The 24120-nt window shown below is 68.1% G+C and carries 1 protein-coding gene (cut by a window edge); it reads left to right on the top strand.

The window, feature by feature from the left end; genetic code table 11:
- The first annotated feature begins 118 nt into the window (after window positions 1-118).
- Window positions 119-24120, top strand: the 5' portion of a protein-coding gene (add, locus tag ON41_RS42000; protein WP_157185726.1) for an adenosine deaminase. It continues 18091 nt past the right edge of the window; 24002 of the gene's 42093 nt are visible here — the first part of the coding sequence; it begins with the start codon at window positions 119-121; its stop codon lies off the right edge, out of view.

Here is a 24120-nt window from a genome sequence, read left to right as displayed (position 1 = left end):
ATTCCCGGAACTGGGAACACTCGCGCTCGGCAGGAGAATTCCGCTGTGCTGGTTCGGTTGACGGTGGCGGGGTCACGAACGCCCCTGCCCGCCGCCGGATAGCGGGACCGCTCCGGCGATGCCGCTATATCTTCCCTCGTGGTTACCCGAACAGGTCGTGACGTGCGTGGCCGGCCATTTCCCGGTCGGCGACGAAGACGCGATGCGCCGGCTCGGCGACTACTGGTCCGACAAAGCCGAATGGTGCCGAGAACAGGCGAAGATCTACGACGCCAAGGCCGCGCAGCGCCACCAGATCCAGGGACGTACCGGCGACGCGGTCGAGGAGGCGTACCAGAACCTCGCGCAGCACTTCCGCTCCCAGGCCGATCACATGGACACCCTGGCCGAGCAACAGTACGAGGGCGCCAACGGCCTCGAGATGCAGAAGTGGACGGTCATCGGATTCGCGGTGATCCTGGCCTGGACGCTGGCGCACGCCGCGATCACCTTCGCCGTCGGCGGAGCGATGGAGGCCTATGTCGCCAAGATGCGCACCGATACGGCGCTGCGGTGGGCCTGGTCGAAGATGTTGCAGTACCTCTCCGGGCAGAGCGCCAGGCTGGCCGCCGAACGCGGCGCACTCCGGCTGGCAGGGAAGATGGTGGTGATCGGCGCCCTCCAGGGCGGTGGCATCAACGCCGTGGTTCAGCTGAAGCAGATGGACGACGGCCACCGCGACACGTTCGACGGGAAGGCGGCAGGCATCGCCGGAGCCGCCGGTGGGCTCGGCGGCGGTGCCGGCATGCTCTTCGGCCGGTGGTTCGGAGGCCGTTGGGTCATACCGGCGACCACCGCCCTGGCCGAGAAGGCCGGCAGTACCGGCATGCGGGTGCTGGTCCAGGTCGGCGGCACAGCCGTGGTCGGCGCCGGTGGCGGCGTCGTCGGTGGTCTGGTGGGCGCCGGCGCGGCGCTCGGGTTGTCCGGTGAGGATCTCACCTTCGAGAATTTCACCGAGGGGCTGATGCCCGCCGTGACGGGTGGATTCATCGGCGCCGCCGCGCACGGTGTCGCGGGCATTCGCGCCGGCGCGCAGTCCGCCGCGGCCACAGCCCCACGGGTCGCGGACTTCTCGGAGGGCGACAGCCTCGCCGTTGCCTTGGCGGCGCGCGGGCTGGACGCCTCCGATCTCAAACCGTACAAACCGCCCCCGAGCGAAAAGCCGATGGGGCTCGAAGAATTCATGGCGCTGGCCGAGCCGGACGCCACCGGAAACCGGCCCGTCCAGTCTCCCGCCCTCAACAAACTCGACTGGAAACCGGCCGGACGGCAGAATGCACTGCCGGACAACGTGAATCCGGTCAAGAATGTCGACTATTCCCCCACTCCGACCGCGGAGGGGGCGAAGCCGGCCACGTCGAAACCATCGGCACCGCAACCCACTCCACTTCGAGACGCCGTTGCGGCGCATGTGGGGTCGGAGAACGGAAGCGCTCCGAAGCAGACTGCCGACGGCGCGGCGGTTACGGCTCCGGGCAATCCGCACCCGGCGGACGGCGAGGTGGGTGGCGCCCGTCCTACAGCCGACGGCGACGGCGCACACGCGGGCCCCGGAACCGTCACGGCGACGTCGCGTCCCACCGACTCGGAAACCGCACCCGGCGCCGGGCAGTCAGCCGGCCGCGCGGACACGGGTAGCGGCCAAGACGGCCCGGTGAGCGCCCCGAAAGCCATTGACGGTGCGGGACGTGCCGCCGAGTCCGCCGTCGGCGCCCCGGCCGACGCCGAGGCCGCCCCCGGCGCGGCACGAGGGCGTAATGACGGTGGTGCGAGCGAGATTCCCGGGCAATCCGACGAGTTGCCCTCGGGAGCCGGGTCGCCGATCCGCCAGCGCGAAGGCGCGGAGGAAGGCGGGGCGGGGACAAAAGAGGGATCGGCACAACAAGTTCCAGCCGATACAGAGAACTCGCCGGGCCTCCGCTCGGCACAGGAACCGACTCGGGTCGTCGACTCCGAACACACCCCAGCCGCGCAAACGGAAGGCACGACGCCGAAGGCGTCAGAGCAGAACCGGGCACCCACCGCAACGGCCGTGGAGGAGCCCGAGGTATTCGTGACGCAATCCGGCGAACCCGGTCGCGGTACCGGCGGCGAGCGGCCCGCCGCTGCCGCCGGGCAGCGATCGGCAGGGAAAGCGGCGCCCGGCGAAGGGCGCACCGCCGCCGGATCGGAGCCGGGCCCTGCCGCAGGAAGCGGCCGTCCACGTGTCTCCGCTCCGAAAACCACTGCGGGAGAACGTCCTCCGGCGGTAAAGCTCGAGGAGACACCGCCCGCCGGTGGCGCGAAGCGCGCGGGCACAGCTGAGACAGAACACGCCCGCGCGAAGGACGGGGACTCAGGGGCGAAGGCCAAGGATCATCCCGGCTCCACCGGCACACGCGAAAAACCCGAACCGGCGCCCAAACCTGCCGAAGAGGACGGTCTCGGGAAGCAGTCCAGGGACGAACCCGAGGCCACCGATACGGGCAAGGACACGAAGGCGGGACGCGCGGACGAGGACGGTGAACCCGAACCGCAGCACGCGCGCGGGGACGACGACGGCACTACGCAGCAGGGCGAAGAGAATCCCGATTCCGGCGTCAATTCGGCCAAGGCGCTCGCGGAGGCGTATCGAGCCGAGGCCGACGACATACTCGCGGAATACGGTTCCCGGGATTGGAGCACGGTCTCGGACAGGGAATTGCAGCGGATGCTGTTCGGCGCCGACGACCGTGAGGCCGTCCTGGCGGTGATCGAAATCATCAATCGCGGCGACGGCAAGGTGCTCCGGTGGACCCAGGTGATGGGAGTGCTGGCTGTACGCGACGGCCACGTGGGGAGAATGCAGGCGGGCGAGGGCAAGACGCTGGTATTTCAGGCCGGATCGGCATTGCGAGCCGCCCAGGGCAAACCGGTGCGGGTACTCACCACCCTCGACACCCTCGCCCTCGAGGCATACAACATCGGCCAGAAGTTGTTCGGGAAGTACGGATTCGACATCCGCCTCATGAACCCGGACCATCCTTACGCCGAGGTGGACGAGGGCAAAGCCACGATCTCCTTCGGCACCCTGAACGCGGACGGCTTCGGCGAACTGCGCGGCAACATCGCGCCCGGAAGAATCAAACAGGTCGACGAAATCGACGCGGCCGTGAAGGGTTCGGTCTTCATTCTGTCCGAGGGCGCCGGTGAATCGGCGCCTCCGGAAATAGCGGCGCGGGTCACGGACGCGCACGACTTCCTCCAGCGGGCCGTGAAGGCCGGGCTACTGAACGAGTCCGATTTCGTTCGCGCTGCCGGGGCGAGCGAGGACCACACCACGTTGACCGGAAGCGACCGCGGGAAAGTCGAAAACATCCTCGGTCGCGACCTCACCGGGAAGATCGAGAAGATCATCGGCCGTATGCCGAGCGAGGCCGAAGCGCACCGGATTGCCATGACCGCAACCGCCGAGTGGAGGTACACCGAGAACGACCATTACGTGGTCTGGCATCACAAGGACCTCGGGCCGAAGTACCTGACCGACAGCGCCGGTAATCCCATGATCCGCGACGGCAAGAGGGTGCTGAATCCGGAATCACACAAGATCTACATCATCGACCAGACCACTCACAAGGTGATGTTCGATGCGGAAACCTCGACCGAGAGTCGCTGGAACGGTGGGCTGGCGCAGGCCGTCGAGGCCAAACACGGCATCGAGATCCGGAACGATCCCGCCAGCTCCAAGTCCGTCACCGTGCGAGAGCTGTTCGCCTCCGAGAAATGCGACGAATTCAGCGGTCTGTCGGCTACCACCGACAACGCCGACGCAGAGCTGAGGCAGATCGGGACGGAATCCACGGACGGCGCAGGCAAGCCCGCGCGGCAGATCATCGATATCCCCCGCTTCAAGGAGTCCCAGCTGGTGGGCGCCGACCCCTCGAACGACATCGTCGTCGGCACCCAAGGGGAGAAGGCCACGGCGATGGCCGACAACATTGTCGGAATTCAGCCGGACCGCCGCCCGGTGCTCGCGATCTGCAACCGCAACAGCGAGGTGTCCGCACTCTCCGCGGAGCTGACCAGCCGCGGCATCGAACATGTTGCCGTCGATGCGAAATGGTTCCTCGAGCACGGTGTCACCGCCGAAGCCGATCTGCTGGCGATCTTCAAGAAGGCCGGTGAAGAGGGCCACGTGCTGGTGATCAACCGGCAGGGAGGCCGCGGCGTCGACATTCCCATCAGCCCCGAGGTCAACGACCGCGGCGGGCTGCACGTCCTGCTGTCCAGCCGGTCGGCCGAACACCGCGACATCGATATCCAGGCCGAGAATCGGACGGCTCGCAGCGGCGGCAAGGGCAGTGTTCAATACTTCACCGCCTTGGACGATCCCCTCTACGCCGGCAGTCCCGAGGCTCAGATCTCCGTCATCAGATACACCGCCGCCGCGGCCCAGCACGAGTCCGCGGTCGCCAAGCACGCGGCCGCGGTCGCCGAACACAACGCCGCACCCACGGCGGAATCCCGGGCGAGACTCGAGGCCGCCAAGAACACTCTCGACGCCAGCCGGAACAACCTCGCCATGGCGGAGAAGGACATTCGCGGGCTGGTGTCGAAGCTTCAGCCCTCCGGCGTTGTCCACCCCACCACCGACGCTGCCTCCGCCCATCGGCCCAACGCGCCACCTGCCTCCGGCCGGACCCCCGCCGACTCGGCCCCGGGGCAACGGCAGGATCAACCACCACAGCAACCACCACAGGTTTTCGCGGGTGCCAAGCCCGGCACGGGTGTGCCGGGCACGCCCGCCGTCGGTATGCCCGCAGCGACCGGGAACCCTGCGGTGAACATGCCGGCCCCCGCGACGGCCGCACCTGCCGCGGCCGTCGCCGCCGACGCGGCGAATGCGCCCGGGGCTCAGCGCGCCTCTGGCCCATTGGTGACGGCTATGGCCGATCAGCAGGCCGCGGCGGCTGCGGCAACGCCTGGTGCACAGGCCGATCCCGCGACCGTAGGCCCGGCAACCGGCAATCAGCCCGCCTCCGCCACGGCCACGAATGCGATCGGCCTCGCAGCGGGGACACCGGCGCCGCACACAGGCGCGGCGGACGCTCGTAATGCGATTGGCGACAGAGCCTTTCAGAATGTCCTCGGTGTGCTGCAGACGCCGGCCGAACAAGCGAATTCCCCCTTCGCACCGCTCGTGCAGGTCGCCAACTCGGCGGCGCACGCACATACCGGGATACAAGCCACCGGCAACGACGGCCTGTCCACGCCGGCGCGAAATTTGCTGCACAACAGCCTGAATCGCCTCGCCCCGGAACAACAGCAACTCGTCGCCGAGGCGGCGGAGACGCTGCGGCAGGGGAACGAACTCACCGCCGCCCATACCGCCGCCATCGCCCAGCTGGGCGGGCAGGTACAAACGCTGGTCGAGAGCGGTCCGCAGCACGCGCAGGATCTCTCGGCCGTCGAGGCCGAAGTACTCACCTTCATCGCGAACGATATGTCGCTCGACGGCATCTGCGCCGCACTGGGTACGACGCCGAAGGCGGTCCGCGGTCACATCTCCCGGGCGGGAATGAAGCTCGGTACCCGAGGCGCCGTCGCGACGATGGCCGCGGCGCTGAGCCGCGGGCAACTCGCCGTCGGCGCACCCGACCACAGCCGCCCGCTGTCGAATGTGGTCTCCCAGGGCATCCTCACCCCCCGCGAGGTCGAGGTGCTGGAGTTGGCGACCGTGGGCCTGTCGACCACGGCCATCGCCGACCAGTTGTCGATCACCAAGGAAGCCGCCGACGCCCACCTCGCACACGCCGGCCGCAAACTCGGTGTCACCGGGCTGATTCCGACCGTGGTGCAGGCGGTGCTGCAACGCGCCGTCGCCGGTGCGGTACCGGAGGTCTTCGCACCGCAGCCGCAATCGCGACGCGCGGCGCCCGCCGCCCCCGACGTCCCGAATCCCGCGCCGGTAGCGGAGACGGAGCAGCTCACCAAGCAAGCCATCGCCGCCGAACTGTTCGAGGCGTACGGCGTCGAGGTACTCGGCATGGACAAGTCGAGCATCTCCGTGGCCACGGCGCTGACGATCAGGAACGCCATCATGGACGCGTTCGACGAGGACCCGTCCATCCGTCTCGACGTCATCCTCGTAGCGGACATGGCGGGGAAGACCGGCGCTGTCATCTGGGACGCCGCGAGCATCCTGGACCAAGCCCCGGTCGTCATGGTGCTCAACGAGAATCTCTTCGGCCGGCCCGAGGAGTTCCGCACCGCCATGGACAAGCAGGTTCGCAAGGGACAGCTGAATGCGCCGACCGGTGACCCGGTGTACGACTCCATCAGCCACGAGATGTCGCACCTGCGCGACGGTGCCGCTCGGCTCGGCCAGTACGCGAAATCGGTGGAGGCGCGGGCATTCGGCTTCCTGTATTCGCATTTCAAGGACTTGCAGGCGGCCGGTTCCCTTCCCCGGGACGCCCAGTTCGACGAGTGGATGGACCAGCTCGACTCCTACAGCCGCGGCAAGAAAGCGCAGCGCCCGGACGATCGGCTGTTCGCGGCCTTCGAAGCCTGGAGAAACGGATTCGACAGCCGGCAATCCTTCGAGCGGTGGGCGCGACACGCGGGGCTGTCGCTCCAGGACGGCGAGGTCGAGCTCGAACCGCTCTACCGGACGTGGCTGCAACTACTCGACCCCGGCTCCTACGAACGGATACTCGAGGGTGAGCCCGGATCGAAAACGGACCTCGGCGAGAGGCCCGTCTTCAACCCGGCGGAGGCGCTGGCCGAGGCGAACAACGCCTTCGGCCGGAGCGCACCGAAGGACTTCACCCACCCGGCCTACGCCCTCCAGGCGCTGCTGCGCGGCGTCCCGGTCGCCGAGGTCTGGCGAAATGCCGAGCGCCGCAACGCCCTTGCCGCCAGGCGCGCGAACGATCCCGGCCTCGCCCCGGTCGCTTCCACCTTCCGGCCCAGCGCAGCCCCGGGCGGCACCGCGGAGCAACTCGCCCGGGCGTGGCGCGCCATGTCGGCCCAGGACCGCGAGGCTCGCGCCACCGACGCATACCCGTTCCTGAGACCCGGTGGGCCCCAAGGCTTCGTCCTCAACGAACTGTCCCGGCTCGAAGGTGAGCACCGCAAATCCATCGAACCCGCCCCTGCTCGACCGACAAGGAATTCGGCCGCGGCGAAAGCACAGGAGCGATGGAAGGGCAGGTCGGCACTTCCGCCGGAGCTGTGGGAGCAATCTGGTGTAACACCGACGCGGAGAATCGATCCCGCGGCCATCGACATCGGCGACGACTCCGAGGCGTCCGGCGTCGCACCGGCACCCGCCCTGGGATCGCCTGGCGCACGCGTGCCCAGAACCGCCTTTCGGCAATTGCTCGAGCGATACGTCGCACAGGGTCGCCGAGACGAGGCAATCGCTGTGCTGCGGCGCCAGTTCGGCGACAAGGTGTTTCGGTGGATATCGACAGCTTTCGCCGAACCGCGAGTGGCACAGGAAATCGCGGACGAAGCGTTTGCCGCCAGTGTCGATCGCCTCGCCCAGATCCCCGACCGGGACGTCGAGGCCTGGGTGGTGTTCATTGCGCGTAACCTCATGCCCAAGCACGCCGAGTTCGCGCGGCTGCGGCAGCGCATCCAGCAAATTTTCACCGAAGCCGGCGGCGCTGAGGAACTCCGGCAACCGCTGGCCGAGGCGACGACATCGGAACTGCGACGCGCCCTGGCGGCACTGAACGACACGCAGCGCGCGAGGCTTGGGCGCTTCCGGGCCGGCGATGCCGCACAACGGGTGTCTCCAGGCACCGTGGTGGCGCGGGACCACGCACTGTGGTCCGCCGTGCAGGCGTTCGTGGTCGCCGTCGCCGCCGAACAGGGTGTGCATTCGAGCCCCCGGGCCGGATCAGCGGAGCGCCACGAGGACGGCGGAGAACATCACCAGCTCACCGCACGGCAGGTCGAACTGCTGCAACTGCTCGCCCGAGGATGGGTGAGCAGCGCCATAGACAACCGGTGGCACGAACCACCCAAAACGGCCGAGCGAGAATTGGCTGCCGTGGCCAAGCAGTTCGGCGTACCGAGCCGGGGGCCACGAGTAGTAGCGGAGGCGATACGCAGAGGGATTGTCGACAGCCCGCACAGCGAATCGGCCGCAACCGAACTGAGCCCGAGAGATATCGCTCTCGTCGAGCTTGCGGCCGAAGGTAGAGCCAATCCTGAAATTGCGAAACTCATCGGACGAACACCCGCAGCAGTGGGAGAATATTTCAGAGACATTCGCGCCGTGCTGGGTGCGAAAACCCGTTCGGAGATGGTGGCTCTCGCCATTACCGAAGTCGACTCCCGAGTGGGAGAATCCACACCGGATCGCCGACAGGCAAGGTTACGGAAACTCTTTCCGCCGCCGCCACCCGTGCCGAGTAAGCTGCCGGACCCGGATGATCCCCGCTATACCTCGATCGGTCAATGGCTGAAGGCCCTGCGACGCTATTTCGATATGACGCAGGCAACATTCGGCGATCGCGCGGGAACAGCGCCATCCACTGTCTCTCGTATGGAACGGGGCCTGTCGAAGCCGCGAGTCGTCGCGCTCCGGACATTGCGGGACAACCTCGGACTCCCGAACAAGGTACTGGTAAGAGCACTCGAGCGCTTCTATGCGCGCCCGAATGCCAAGGTAGTCGATCCGGCGGTGCAGAACCTGTTCTGGAAATTGGTCGCCACCCGGCCGGGATCTCGCGAGGAAGGCAAACTCCAGGCTGAGATATTCAATAAATACGCGTGGATCGCCCGGGCCTCGGCTCCGGGCTGGGCCGAATCGAACGAGCACCGCAAAGATCTCGCGCAACTGGCCGCTCACGAAATATCCATCGCCATACTGAATTTCGCACCGGTCGACGATTTCAACGACCTGGCATGGTCGGCCGCCCGATATGCCTGCATGGACGACTATTTCGAGCGCCGTTTCCCGGACATGGACGCGAGCACCCGGAAGCTCGTCATCCGAGTGGAGAAGTACCTGCGGTCCTTCGACGAACCGGATTCGATCCCGGACACCCAGGCCGCGCAGTCGCTGAACCTCGAACTCTCCCAGATCTCCCGAGCGCGCGCGATTCTCGAACAGCGTTTGGCCGCGATTCAGCCACTCTCCGAGAGTATTTCGGCCACACTGCGCCGGGCGCTGTCGGATCTGCCCGACCACGAACTGGCGGAACACGTCGTACGATTGCATCTCTACGAGGCGCTCCCGCTGACACGGGTAGCGAGACGTCTGGGAATCTCATCGAAACGAGTCGAGGCCATCCTCGGCGTGGCCGTGCCGAAACTCCGGACCGCATTCGCCGAACTCGATCCCACCACGTCGGTTGACGAGGACCACGGGCGGACGACGCCCGGCCCCCGCATCGACCCCGTCGCCATCGATCTCGACGAAGACGACGAATCCCCGGGGCCGGATGTCCACGTCACAGATATCGTCGCCGGCGACAACGAGAAAGCCGAACTGGTGGAACACCGACTCGGCGCGCTGCTCGACGGCTGGTCGGAACCCGATTACATCCGCCGAATCGCCGAAGCCGTCTCCGCGTCCATTCGGTGGGGGCAGGGAAACATCTCCGTCGCCGCCGAACTCACCGAAGGGCAACTACACGTCCGGCTCGTCGACGTCACGGGTGACCGCAGTTACGTGCAAGTCGACTGGCGGCTCGGGCCGACGCCGGGTCCAGTGGAAAGGGCTGCTCGACAACCCGTCGCGAGGTCGTCGAAGGCGATCGATACCGATCGCCTGCTGGAGATGTACGGGGACGGCGAGACGACCGTGGAGCCGTCGGCAGAACCCGATCTCGACAGCCTGATGGAGGCATTCGGAGAAAGGACGGTGAGCGAGGCTCAAACAGACCAGCGCGGGCTGGACGAGTGGCGCGCGATCGCGGCACGGCTCGGCGAGGCGCATCCTGGACTCGGCCGCGACGTGCTCGACGCCGTGAGGTTGGCTGTCAGCGAATTGGTCACCAATGCCCAGACGCACCTGCGAAGCAACGCGCGCCGTCACAACCTCACGCCGGTGGAAGTCGTCGAGATCACCGTGTCCGGTACCGGGGCCGACCGCACGGTGAGTATCAGGGTCGAGAACGATATGGCGCCCGGAACCGCCGAGAAATTACCGCCATGGACCGACAGCGAACAGAATTCGGATCGCGAGGGCGGGCGCGGCACCCAGCTCGTGATCGCCATGAGCACCGTCGCCGTCCGGCGAATCACCTTCAGCAGCGACAAGAACACCATCGAGCACTCCGTCGAATACTGGGAGACGCCTCCCGCGGGTGATGTCGCAACAGCCCACAGCCGAGGCGCGAGAAAGAACGCCGCCACCGATCCGGGCTCGAGTTCCGGCCCCCGGATCGACCCCGTCGCTATCGATCTCGACGACACCCATGACAGCAGTTCCGGCCTAGCAGGTCCACGCGAGGGCGAGCCCGGCTCACCGATTGTGGGTACCGACCGAGATGTCAATCAGGCGATCGCCGCCCAGCTGTTCAAGACCTTCAAGATCGAAGTGCTGGGGCTGGACAAGCCCGGGATCACGGTCGAAACCGCCGTATCCATCCGTAATGCGGTGACCGACGCGCTGGGCGAGGATCCGCGCGCGCGTCCTGCGGCGATCGTGGTCACGCCCATGGACGAATCGACCTACGCCCTCGCCATTCCGGTGCTGGGGACCTCGGAACTCGTCATCTTCCTCAACGAGACCTACTTCGCCGATATCGAGCGTTTCGCGGCCACCAGAGCCGTCGATGTCGAGGAGGGCTTCGCCGCAGCGCCGACAGGCGATCCGGTCTACGACACCCTCCGCCACGAGCTGGCGCACGGACGAGACGCGGTCGAGACTCAGATGTGGATCCCGACGTCGATCGATCCCGCTCTCTACGCACAGCTTGTGGAGCAGCGACGTCGGGGAGCCCTCCCGGCGGACGCCCGGTTCGACCGGCGGGCAGACTATCGGAATCAGCTCGTCCCCAGAGCGTTCGGCTTCCTGCACGAATACTTCGTGGGATTGCGTAATCGGGGACACCTGCCGGCGGACGCTCGTTTCGACCACTGGTTGAACCAGCTCGACAAATACAGCACGGCGTGGAAGGAAGAGCCGAGAAACGCCGCCTACCGTCCCGGCGACGAACACCACCCGCAGCCGGATCAGTGGGGCCGCCGGGCGGTCTTCAATCCCGTGGAGGCGATGGCCGAGGCGGCCAATTCGTTCGGTAACGCCGCACCCGCCGACCCTACCCACCCGGTGTACGCGATGCAGGCGCTGCTGAAAGGCCGCACGGTCGACGAAGCACTCGACGACGGTCCATCGAACGCCGCGACTCCGCCCGCCGGTCGAGGTTCCGTTCCGGACGGTGCGGAAAGCGCCGCGAGTGTCGCCCCTGACGGTGTCCTCGCCACGGTGATCGGAGCGTGGCGCGCGATGGACCCCGATGCGCGGGCCGCGTACGGGGACTTGGAACCGGAGCTGGTGGTCACCACAGAGGACGGCTCGCCGATCTTCGTCCTCGACGACGTCGCGGAGCAGCTGGAACAGCAGTCGTACCGCCGTGCCGCCGAGGATCTTTCACCTGTCGATCGGGAGTACGAGGCGGCACTGCGGCGTCGGCGACCGGTGGACTGGAAGAAGTGGACCGCAGGCGCGCAGGTCGTGTTGATCGGCGAGGCCCATACGCATGCGTCCGGCCGGGCATTCCTCGCAACCCAGGCCGCCGCGATGCGCGCGGCGGGTGTGACCCATTACTGCATCGAGGCGCCACCGCATCCGGCCTTCGACGCGTTGAACGCCGGGCTGCCGGCCGACCTCGCCGGGGTCCAGGCAGGTCCCGGAATCAACAGCGGATGGACCGAGGTAGTCGCGGCGATGGCGGCGGCAGGGATCACGATCGTCCCGGTCGACGTGCGCAATCCGAGTTCGCCACACGGAAACCCGCGGCGGGACATTCGGGAAGCGCACATGGCCCGAACGATCGCCCGAATCGCCCGTGACAATCCAGGAGGTAAGGTCGCCGTCCTGATCGGATCCCTGCACCTGATCGATGACCAGCGGGTCTGGGCGAAGGCGACCGGCTGTTTCACGCCGTCCGTGAACGCCCGGCTCCGAGCCGAAGGCCATACGACGATATCGGTCGAGTTGCGCGGGTTCGATATAGACGGCCGGGGGGTCGTCGCGAGGACGGCGGAGCGGCTCGGCGTGCGCAACACGACCTTCGCCGCCGATATCGGCCGAAGCGAACCTCGACAATCCGGTTGGCGCCCCGACGCTGTACTCCATGTGGGGCAGGAATCCTCCTGGCAGGCCGGATCGGTTCCGGTCGGCTCCCGAGACGAGTCGTCGCCGCGCCCGTCTCGGCCGGGCCGGGTTCAGGCGGTACAACGGTCCGCGACCGCCGTCGGCGACCTCCGCCTGTCGATGCGGCCCAGTGGCGACGTCGCCACCGACGCGGAGCAGGCGAACGCGCTGCGCGATCGGATTCGGATCCTGATGCAGGGCTGGGCGAACCGCGAACACGCTCGCACCACCGTGCACATGGCCGGCTTCATCGCCTCGATGTACGTCACTCTCTGGGGCGGGGCCCAGTTCACGTTGGCAACCGAAGGCCCAGTCGGTAATCGAACGCTGCGGGTGTCCGTCGCCGACCCCGGAGACGCCCCGCCCTCGTCCACGGCGCAGTACTGGAAAGATGCTCCCCTGGGCCAGCTCCATTTCCTGGCGCACCGATACGGTCAGGAGGAGTCGGCCGGATCGACCGTGACCTGGTTCGAATTCGATGAGGCCGGGCCGGATTTCGCACCGGCCGGACTCGAGGCGGTACACGGCAGGGACAGGGAAACGACCGCCCCGGAGGCCTTCGATATCGAGCACCTGCTATCGATTCGCGCTGCTTTCGCCACGAGAGGCGCGGCGGCCGATCCGATGCTGGATCGTGTGGTCGGCCTGCTCGATGAGTTGCTGGCGGCGCGGCGCGGAGGGGACACGCCGGTCGCGGAAGAGCGGCTGCGGTGGCTCGAGCAGTTGGCGTATCAGGTGTCGGGGTGGCTGCGACGCTCGGACGAGGCGGCCGCCGCCGCGTACCAGGAGGGCCTGGGAGAAGGGACATCCGCCGTCCTGCGGGCGCGGCAGGAGGCCACGGAGATCCGGTTGGGAACGGCGCTCGCCGCGTTCTCGGACGTCTGGGACAGATTCCATGCGCCGCCCGAGGACAGCCCGGGACGGCCATCGGAAGACTTCCGCCCCGGCGAACTCCGGCGGCTGCGGGAGGTGGCCGAAGCGATCTTCGCGGATGTGGCGTGGGCGAGCGGTGTGGTCGAGAAGACCGATACCGCCGACCGCGAGACGCAGGCCGAGGCCACGCGGCGCTACGACATGTTGAGCAATATGTCGGAGCATCTGGAGCGCCTGCTGGCCTTCGCGGAGAATCCCGATCGAGCCAAGATCAGCCCGGCACGGCTCACACTGCTGGTCGATCACTTCCGCGCCGTCTCGGAACTGCTGGCGGCCGGGCAAGCCCGCGACGAAGCCGCCACCCGTGTCGCGGCGGCGACCGAGCGGGAACAACTGGTCGCCCAGGCCACCGAGAACCACGCGATAGCCGACCGCGCGATTCGCGATATCGCGGAAAGGCTCGGCGCACCACAGGATCACGCGCCTCAGGATCGCCCGGTCCAGCCGGTCGCCGAGGGACGGTCCACCTACGTTGCCGCCGATCCGGTCGCCGGAACCGATACGCCGACGCCGCTTACCGACACGGGCCGGACCTCGCGGCAGTACGTGGAAGCGAACCTGCGGCAAGAGAGCGTGGGTTCGGTTGCAGCAGTGAGTGATAAGGGGCTGCACGACAAGAACGAAGACGATTTCGCCCTGCTCACGACGACCGTCGGCGGCGAAGAGTACACCGCGATCATCGTGAGCGACGGCACGTCCAAACCGGCAGGCGGCGAACGCGCCTCCGCCGCCGCCGAGCAGGCCGCACACGACCACATCATCGCGGCCCTGCGGCAAGCCGATCGGGACGGCACGCTCGATCCGCCGGCGGTGGTGCGGGGAGCCGTGGCCGCCGCCCAGGACGCGGTCCTCGCCCTGGCGTCCGAGTACACGGGCGCAAGCAAGCCACCCGCCTGCACGATCGTGGTCACGCTCGCGGGAGCGGGCAAAGTCACGGTGGACTGGGTGGGCGACAGCCGCGCGTACTGGGTACCGCTCGACGGACGCCCGCCCGTCCAGCTGACCAGGGACGACTCGAAGGTCCAAGATGTGATGGCCAGTTTCGGGTGGTCGCGCGAGGAGGCGGAACACTCCCCGATCGCCCAGGGACTCCGCTACAGCCTCGGCCGACCCCTGGATGGGCTGGAGTCGCACACGAAGACGCTGGACGAGCTATCGGGCGAGGGCGTTCTCCTCGTGACGACGGACGGCATGTGGGGTGCGATCAGCCCGGACGACCCCCGGCCCATCGCCGCCGTCCTCCTCGAATCGCTGGCACGAACTCCTGGCGACCTGCCCGCAGCCCTCCGCGCGCTCGTCCGAACCGCCATCGAAGAAGGCACGGATGACGACATCACCGTCGCCGCCTCATTCGTCCGGGTCGCACCCCAACCGAACTCCCCAGCACCATCATCGCCGTGGAAGCAGGGCGGAAATTCCGGCCCCCGCATCGACCCCGTACCCATCGACCTCGCCGACGACGAGTCCGAGTCCGAGGATGCCTCAGGAGGCGCCTCTGCCACCGAGAACCCATGGAGCCGAACCACACCCACACAGAGCGACGGCGACACCACAACTCCTCCGCAGCGGCCGGACGATGCCGCCGCCAGGAATGCGCAGGACACGGAGGGGCCGGCTCGCGGCCGAGATCTGCTTCACCTGCTGAACTATCATGCGGCCGATTCCGAGGTCGCCGCCGCACCGGTCGGCGAAGAGGATCCCATCGAGGATCCGGCCATGACCTATATAGCCCGAGCCCAGGGATTCGATTCCTTGCCGGCATCGGCCGAACCGGGGGTGATCGATGCCGCCGTCGCCGCCGGGTGCCAGGAGTTGTTCCGCGGCATGCGCGATTCGCGCTACACCGAAGCGTTCACCGGCGGCCGCTATCTGACCGGCATACCCACCAGTTCTTCTTTCGGTACCGGCATCTATGCGAGCACCGATCGCGAAGTAGCACTCGGCTACGCGGACGAGCAACCCGAAGGTGTCACCCGGATGGCGTTGCGGCCGGGTGCGCGAACGATCGGATTTGCCGATCTACGGGCCGAGATGAACACGGAGATCGCCCTTCTCGACAGTGAGGAGAGCACACTCGCCGCTCGGGAACAGACCACAGATGTGCGGAGCCGCCGCGCGAGCCTGCGCACACAGCGGGAAATTCTCTCCGACCCAGGCCGTTACGCGGCCGTCCGCGGCTACGACGCGTATTACGTGCGCGAGTCGGGCGCGGCCGACGTCTGGGTCATCCTGAACCGGTCGGCAGTCTTGGTCGAAACAGAACCCGCCCCCACCCACGCCGCCGCGTCCCGTCCCCGCATCGACCCCGTCGCCATCGACCTCGACGATGACAACTCCCTTCCTTCGGCCCAGGAACTGGTGCGGGATCGGCGGCGGCTGGCCCGATTGCGCGCGGAGCGCGACAGTTTGCGAATACGGCTCGGAGAGTTGGGGGGCACTGCGCTGCGGCCGTTCACCGCGAAATCGCTCGAACTGCTCCACCTCGGCCTGTTGAACCAACGCCGCACCGGTGCGAGATCGGCGGCCGCGACCGATCACGCGATCGATTTGGTCGAGCGCTTCAAGGAACTCGACGCGCTTGTCTCCGCAGCCGACGAAAGCCTGCGCGCTCAGGGGGTCGAACCCCGTGCTCAGGAACCGCCGACCGGAACCCAGCGGTTCGACTACCGCCCTTCGATGTCCGACGAGGAATTCGACGCTCTCTCGACGGCGGAAAAACACGCCGTCGCGAAGGCCGAATTGTCTCAGGGCGCGGTCGATTTCGACGATCCCGCCGACGGGGTAGCCTACGCCAGGAAGACCTTGGACGTAGCCCGGCAACCGGCCGAGCGGGTCGACGCGGTGCGATGGGCCAAGCGGGATTCGACGGGAACCAGCCTGTTCGGCTATTCGACCGTCAACACCTATCTGGCCACGCCGCGTGAAGACCGGGCGGACGATGACACGACCGCCCGGAATGTCGTGCACATCGACACCGCGGTCATGGCCAATCAGACCCGCGACGACGTCTGGATCGTGGCCCCGTTCGAACCGGACGAGGTCGATCCCGAGAATCTCGCCGACATCCGCGGCAAGGTCCACACCCAGCACGGATACCTACACGGCGAGATCGGCACCGTCCCGTCGGCCCGATTGCAGGACTCCGACCGCCGTTACCTCCGCGTACCCGCCGGCACGCCGATGGTCGGCACCGAGGTCATCACGGGCGTTCCGGAGGTCCTCGCCATCCACGGCCTCCGCTACGTGATAACACGCGCCTTCGTCGACGACGGCTTGGTGCACGTGTACGGGTACGTCCTCCTCGACGAGATCAACACCGCCACACCGGCACCCGAGCGCCCGGACGGCGAGTCGAAGGGCCCCCGCATCGACCCCGTCGCCATCGACCTCGACGACGACGGCGAGGACACGACGAGGTCCGCGGACACCCCCTGGCAGCGGGTCGGCGCGGCGTCGCCCGCCACGCCATGGGGCGGATCCGCCGAACGCGGTTCTCCGGAGAACGGCGGCGCACGTGGTTCCGATCCCGAAGAACTGCTCCGGCAGATCAGGCGCCATCTCGACGCCGGTGCGCGGGATCGCGCCGCCGCACTGATCCGTACGGAGTTCGGGGCCGAGATCGGCCGCCACATCGAACGTTTCGGGCTGCAGGCGATACCGGGTGTGATGGACGACGTCTGCACCGCCGTGGTCGCGCGTTTCTCGCAGATCGGCACGCACACCGTCGCGGAGTGGACGGATATCGTCGCCCTGAACGTTCTGTCGCAGCAACGCGGAACCGCCGTTCTGTGGCGCCGCGTCCGCGACTTCCTCGCCCGCGCCGACCTGGCCGCCGCGGCTCCACTGGTGCGGGCCTGGGACGCGGCGCGGATAGCGGATGTGCGGCGGGCGTTGGACACACTGCCGGCGCATCGCAGACAGCGCCTCGTCGAGGCATTCGCGCCGGCACGGCGCAACGGTGCACAGGCGCCCACCAACGTCCTCGCGGACGACCCGCACGCGCTGTGGTTGGCTGTCCGGGAGCTGGGATCGGCGGTCGCCGCCGCCGCGGGCGTGCGGGCCGATCTCTCGACACCGCGCAGTTCGTCGTCGGCCGACACCGCGACCGTCACCCCGGTGGACGAGGGCGACGTGGTTGCGGTCGACCGGTACAGCCGTGAGAGAGCTGTCCTGAGCCTGATCTACCAGGGGCTCTCACACCGGCAGATCGCCGGAGAGCTCGGTCTCAGCACGTCGACGGTCGAGAAATACCAGAAGAGCGCGTTGGAGACATTCGACGCCGCCAACGTGATCGCCGCCGTGATGAACGCCAGGCGACAGGAAATGATCGACGAGGGCGCCCCGTCCCCTCGTCCGGCCGGTCCGGTCGGGCTCTCCCGCGAGCAGAAACAGTTGCTCCTGCTCATGGCGGAGGGGCTGACCGACACCGAAGTCGCGGCCCGCCTGGGCATCTCCGTGTCAGGGGTGGTGACGCGACGGGCAGCGATCGGCGAGAAACTCGGTGAGACCAGACGAATCCCGATATTCATGGCGGCCCTCCGACTCGGACTCCTCGAACCGGCCCTACGGGCGGGCATGCCGACGGTGGAGATGACCGACGAAGCGCGGTTGACGCTGATCGAAGCGGTGTGGGACCACGAGCCGGCGCTGCTGGAATCCGCCCTGCCGACGTCCGCCCGCCAACGGACCCTACTCGTGGACTACCTGATACAACGACGCTCGGTCTCCGACATCGCTTCGGAGACACGGAAGAAGACGAGGCAGGTTCGCCGGAGCCTGCATCGGCTCGCGCGCCGGTTGGCCACGGCGCTGTCCGAGGAGACAGTGGAGCGATACCTGAGCAGCGGACCACTGCGGCGGGCCACCTATGCGGACGTCGCCCGGGAGACCGGCGTCCACGAATCGACGGCCAAGAGTGTTCTCGGTGGCCGCCGCGAAACGAGCCCCGAGACGACGAAGCGGATACAGGAGGCGGCTCGCCGCCTCGGGGTGGGCCCGGGGCGCCCGGGAATCGTCGCCGACGGTGACGAGGAGTCGGCCGAGACCCCCGTTCCTATCGTCCGCGACGACACCGAGCGAGTCCCCTACCAGCGCCGTGGCAAGGAATTGCAGATCGTCCGCGCGGCGTCCGCCGCCCAGCTCGAGCGTCTGATCCCGGTCCTGAGCGAGGGTGACCGGGCCGTGGCGAAATCGTTGTTCCTGGGAGGGAAGTCGATCCCCGCTACCGCCGCGGATCTGGACAGGCCCGCCGCCTCCATCCAGCAACGTCAACACGACATCGCGGTTCTGCTGGCGGCACTGCTCACGACGACCAACTGGGAACTGCTCCTCGTCGAGGCGGTCCAGGCGCACGATCCGGGGGCGCTGGAACCGTCCTTCGCCACACTCACGCCGCTCCAGCGCTGGTACGCGAATCGCTATCTGGTGCGGGGAGAGTCGCCGGTCGATATCGCGACCGCCCGGAGCATCAAATCGGAAACGGTCAACAAACTACTGCGGCGCATAGCCCAACTGCTGGTCGCGGACCTCACGCCCGCGGTGGTGCGGCGTTACTTCGATCGGGGCCCGCTGCGCCGGGTGACGGTGGCGGATGTAGCGGATCGCGCCGGGGTAGCCGAGAGCACCGCACGGCGCGTGCTCGGCGGAGGCCACGCGGATCCCGCGACCGCGCAACGAATTCGGGCCGAAGCCGCACGACTCGGTTGGTCGAGCACAAGGCCCGGCGTCGTCGCCGACGGTACGAACGGGAAGTCGCCGGTTCCGGTGGTGAGCGACGGCATCGCCGGAAAAACGCGCCGGGGGCGCGCCTTTCGGACCATTCGGGCCGCCGACCCGGAATTGCTGGCGGAGTGCCTCATGCGGCTTCCCGCGGAACTCCGGGAGGGCGGCCCCCTGCTGTTCTCCGACGAGCTGAGCATCGAGGAGAAATCGCGCGCGCTGGGACTGTCCCCGGCTCGCATCGCCCAACTGCGTCAGATCGCCGCTCCCCGGTTGGCGACGCTGCTGTCCACCGGCGCGCTGCTGACCGACGGCTCGGCGTTGTTCCTGATCGAGGCGGTCGCGGCCCAGTCTCCGAACGTGCTGGCGGCGGGCTACTCCCAGCTGTCACCGATCGAGTGGCAGTGCGCCGATCTGTATCTCGTACAAGGTCTTTCACAGGCCGAGGTGGCCGCGGCGACAGGCCGCACCGAAAACGGTGTCAAGAACACGCTCTACCGGATCGCGCACGTCCTTGCCGGGGAACTCCCGCCGGAGGTGGTGCGACAGGTGCTGGACCGTGGTGTGCTGCGCCGCGTCACGCTCGCGGATGTGGCCGACCGAGCGGGGGTCAGCAGATCGCGCGCCGAATGGATCCTCAACGACCGCGGAAACGCGAATCCTGAAACCGCGCACCGGGTGCGGACGGCCGCCACGGAGCTCGGGTGGACGCCGCACCGCCGGGGCATCGTGATCCAGACCGAGGCAGGTGTCGAACCTACCGGCGTCCCCGCGTACGTCCGGGCCTGCCTGGTCCAGACGATCCGCGCCGCCTGGGCGGTCGGCTTCGACGGCGCGGCGATTCCCGCCGACGGCGCCGACACCTGGGACGACCTCGAACGGGGACTGGGCCGCTTCACCCGAATCCGCAAGTCGGGCCGCACGGTTCCGGTCGGCGCCCTCACCCGCGTCATCGATACCCTCGAAGATCCGGACAACGGCATCGGCGCTGTCGCCTTCGTCATCGACGATGGGCATACCGCCCACAGCTTCCTCGCCGTCTCGGAAGGCAAGGGCAAGACTCTCGTCTTCGACACCAATGTCCCCGCACCCGTCACAGCGCCCGGCGAGCGGCAACCGGCCCGGCGCACACCCCGCGTCCGCGATCTCGACCAATGGTTGCGGGACTTCCCCGGCACCTTCCCCACCATCGCCGACGCCTTCGCTCTCGAGTTCATCACGGACGCCGAGGGCCGTCTGCGGCCCGAACCGGCGAAGGTCCCGGACGGCCCCACCGACGAACAACGTCAGCACAGCATCCTGGGCAAACCCCGGGACGACGCCGACGGCGCGCTGCAACGGGCCCGCCGCAAGGACCCGGCGGCGTACCAGGAGTTGCGCGAGCGATACGGGCCGGAGTTGTTCGCGAAAGTCCGTGCGGAACTGGGGATTCCGAAGACCGCCGTACCGCCCGAGATGCGGCCGCTCCTTCGAGTGGCGCAGGGGCTCAACCGGATGGCGTTCCAGATCGCGGAGCGGCATCGGTGGCGTGTGGAGCGGACCGATCCGGTCGAGTGGTTGCACGGCATCGTCGGAAATCTGGTGGCGGGCTGGTTCGAGTTGAACGCCACGCAGCGTCAGCACGTCGCCGAGGGCCTCGCCGCGCAGCAACGCGGCGAGAACGTCACCGTCGTGCAACGGGGCGCTCTCGACAGGCTGGTTCAGGCCGGACAGCACGATCTGGAGGCCGAGGACAAGCATCCGAGCGGTGTCCGTCTGACCGCGCCGACCGACAGCGGCCTGACGAACCGTCAGTTCGTGATACTCCAGATGATCGCCGCGGAGCTGACAGCCGCCGAGATCGGGGAGGAGCTGGGGATCTCGACGAAAACCGTCGGCGTGTACACGGCCCAGCTCCGCCAGAGGTTCGGCGCGCGCACCCGTTCCGAAGTGGTGTACCTGGCCCTGAGCACGGGCGTTCTTCCGGCTTCGAATCCCGCCGACGCCGACTCACGGGTCGGCGCGGGGCCGCAGCTGAGCAGCCGGGAGATCCACTTGCTCACCCGGGTCGCCCACGGCGACACCAGCGACGACATCGCACAAGACCTCGAGATCCACCCGCGGACAGTGGATGATCAGATCGCCTGGGCCGGTCGCAAACTCGGCGCCGCCCGCCGGCCCGGAATTGTGCTGGCAGCCGTCCGTACCGGCCACCTCGAACTCGCCGACCCCGCCGACGCCGTCCCGGGCACCGCCCCGCTACGGTTGGCCAACTACGAAATCGATGTCCTCACGCGGGTCGCTAACGGCGAGACCAGTAAAGACATCGCCGAGGCGCGGGGCCTGTCCTCCCTCGTCGTCGACGACTACCTGATGCGCGTCGGTCGTAAGCTGCGGGTACACAACCGGGCGGCGATGGTGGCCGTCGCGATCCGCAACGGCCTGCTGCCCGGCAACACCGTCGCGCAGGGGCGGATCCCCGATCTGACCGCCGCCGAATACGACCTGATGGTACGAGTCGCGAACGGCGAGACGAACATCGAGATCGCGGACGGTCTCGAAACGACCTCCGGCAGGGTGGAATCCGCCCTCACCCGTCTTCGCCGCAAGCTCGGCGCCCGCAACCGTCCGGAATCCGTGGCGATCGCTTTCCGCACCGGAATCCTGTCGAGTACCGCCGAGACCGACGCGCCATTCGTGACGTCGGCGGAACTGCGCGAGCGGTACGGGCTCGACGTGTTCCGGCACATACTGTCGCTGCTGGGGGTGCCGACGGCGCCCGGCGGCCGACGCAGCGAACGGATCGCCCGCGCGGTGCGGCTGGCCATGGAGATCAACGACGAGGTCTTCGGATTCTCCGTGATCCGCCGGGACGGCGACATAGCCCGGGTGTGGAGTGCCGCACGGGCGATCACGGAGGAACTGTGGTTCCATCCACTGCGCGCGGAAATTCTGGCGATCCTGCGCGCCGACGGGATCGTGGAATCGGACCCTCGATATCGTCGGATGGCCGGCATGGACATCACCGAGCTGGGGCGGTACCTCGACCGGCTCGGGCCTACCCAGCGCTGGGTATTCCTGGAGGCCGCCGACCACCTGCGGTCGGGCCGGACCACCGATTCGCTGTCGCGCGCGGCGAAGAACGCGCTGGCGCGGGCCGCGGACGCACCGATCGAACCGGACGGCTCGGTCCCGCTGCCTTCCCGGTCCACCATCGCGGTGGAAAACCGCTCCACCACAGAGCATCCCAGTCTTTCCGATGATGAGATATCGGTGCTCGCCCTGGTCGCGAAGGGGCTCTCGCACAGCGAGATCGCCACCATGCTGACGCTGCCGCGCCGCCAGGTCGGCACCGTCATGCAGTCGATCGCGGCGAAACTCGGCACCTCGCAGTGGGCCGAGATGTTGGAGGTGGCTCGGACGCGGGGGATCGAGCTGAGCACCGACGCGCCCTCCCGGCCCGGGAGCGACAGCGCCGGCGGATTCGGCCTCTTCCGCGGCGCTCTCGCAAAGGCTCTCACAGCGGGAACCGTGACTGCGGGTCCCGCCGCGGTGCTGGCCGAGGCCACCCCCGAACAGCTCACGAAGGCCACGCTCCAGCTCACCTCCGCCGAGCGGAAGGTACTGGCAGCGCTGCGGGCCGCACAACCGCTCGGCCGGCATCCGGATGCCCGGACGGCGGTCGCGGCAGCCCAGCGTCTGGTAGCGATTCTCGCGACCGAGCAGCGAATACTCGACGTCCGCCTGGCACAGGCGGTGGCGGAAGCCTCCCAGCAACGACTGGAAGCAGCGATGGACCGCCTCGCACCGCAACGGCGCGGGGCTCTCCGCAGCGTGTTCACCGGCAAGCTGACCATCGAAACCCTGGCGTCCCGAGCCGGATTCCGCGACGAGACCGCGGCCGCGTTGTTTCTCGCGAGTTCCGTCCGGCAGCTCGGCAGACATCTCCTCGGCATGCCGGTCACCGAACCCACACGCGACGAACGTTCGCGTGCAACGTCTTTCGCGCCGGATACGGCACACCGACCGGCCGCCCGAGACCGGAGCGAGGAAACCGCCTTCCAGCGCGGCCGTCGTGAGGCCGAGGAGGAACGCCGGGCCGCCGCCCGGGGTGTCACCGACGCGGATATCGCTCTGCTGAGGGCCGTCCTGGCCCGGCTGTCCGCCTGGTCGGCAACCGAGCGTGGTGACACATCCGGACCCCGTATCGACCCCGTCGCCATCGACCTCAGCGAGGAGGTGCCCGAACCGACGCCGGCCGGAACGTCTCCCTGGCAACGAGCCACCCCCGAACCGGCCGCCACACCGTCGACCCGATTCGACGTGGACGAATCACACGTCAGCACCACTACTCGCCAACCCGACACCGATACCGCGCTGCGTCGCGCGCGGCGCAACGACAGGGATGCCTTCCGCGAGCTACGCGAGCGATACGGACGGCGAGCCCTCGCGCAAGTACTGGCCGAGCTAGGTCTTCCGCCGGCGGCCGTCACTCCGCAGGCACGGCCGCTGGTGCTGGTGGCGCAGGAGCTCAACCGCATGGCTTTTCGGATCGCTGAGGAACGCCTGTGGCGTTCCGATGCCGACACCGATGTCGAGGAATGGTTGCACGGCATCGTTGCCGACCTGGTGTCCGTGTGGTCCGGGATGGATGCCGCCCAGCGCCGGAACGTCACCGAGGCATTGAACGCGAGAGCGCGCGGCCAGGCCCCCACCGAGGTGCAACGCGTCGCGCTCGACCGGCTGGCCCAGGCCGGTCGGCACGTTCCCGCTGCCGAGGACACGCAACCGCTCACCATCGAGACGACGGCGCCGGTCGCAAGCGGCACAAACCTCTCGCCCGAAGGCCCCGAGTCCGCCTCGCCACCGCCTGCCGGATCCGCGGAACTGCGTGCGCGACACGGGCTCGACGTATTCCGGTATGTGCTGTTCCTCCTGGGGGCGCCGACGGCGACCAGTGGTTGGCGGAGCGCCCGCACGGCGCGCACCGTGCAGCGGGCACTGGGCATCAACGACGAGGTCTTCCGGCTCTTCGAGACGAGCCGCGAGGGCGATACCGTCGACCGATTGCGCACGGCCGCACACGACATCGTGGAGAAAACGTGGTTCCGTCCGCTTATCGCGGGGATTCTCGCGGCGATGGCTGCCGA

This window comes from Nocardia transvalensis NBRC 15921, from assembly GCF_000308875.1.
In the GTDB taxonomy this organism is placed as follows: domain Bacteria; phylum Actinomycetota; class Actinomycetes; order Mycobacteriales; family Mycobacteriaceae; genus Nocardia; species Nocardia transvalensis.
Note: the sequence above shows the minus strand (reverse complement) of the source record. Positions and strands in the feature narration are given on the sequence as shown.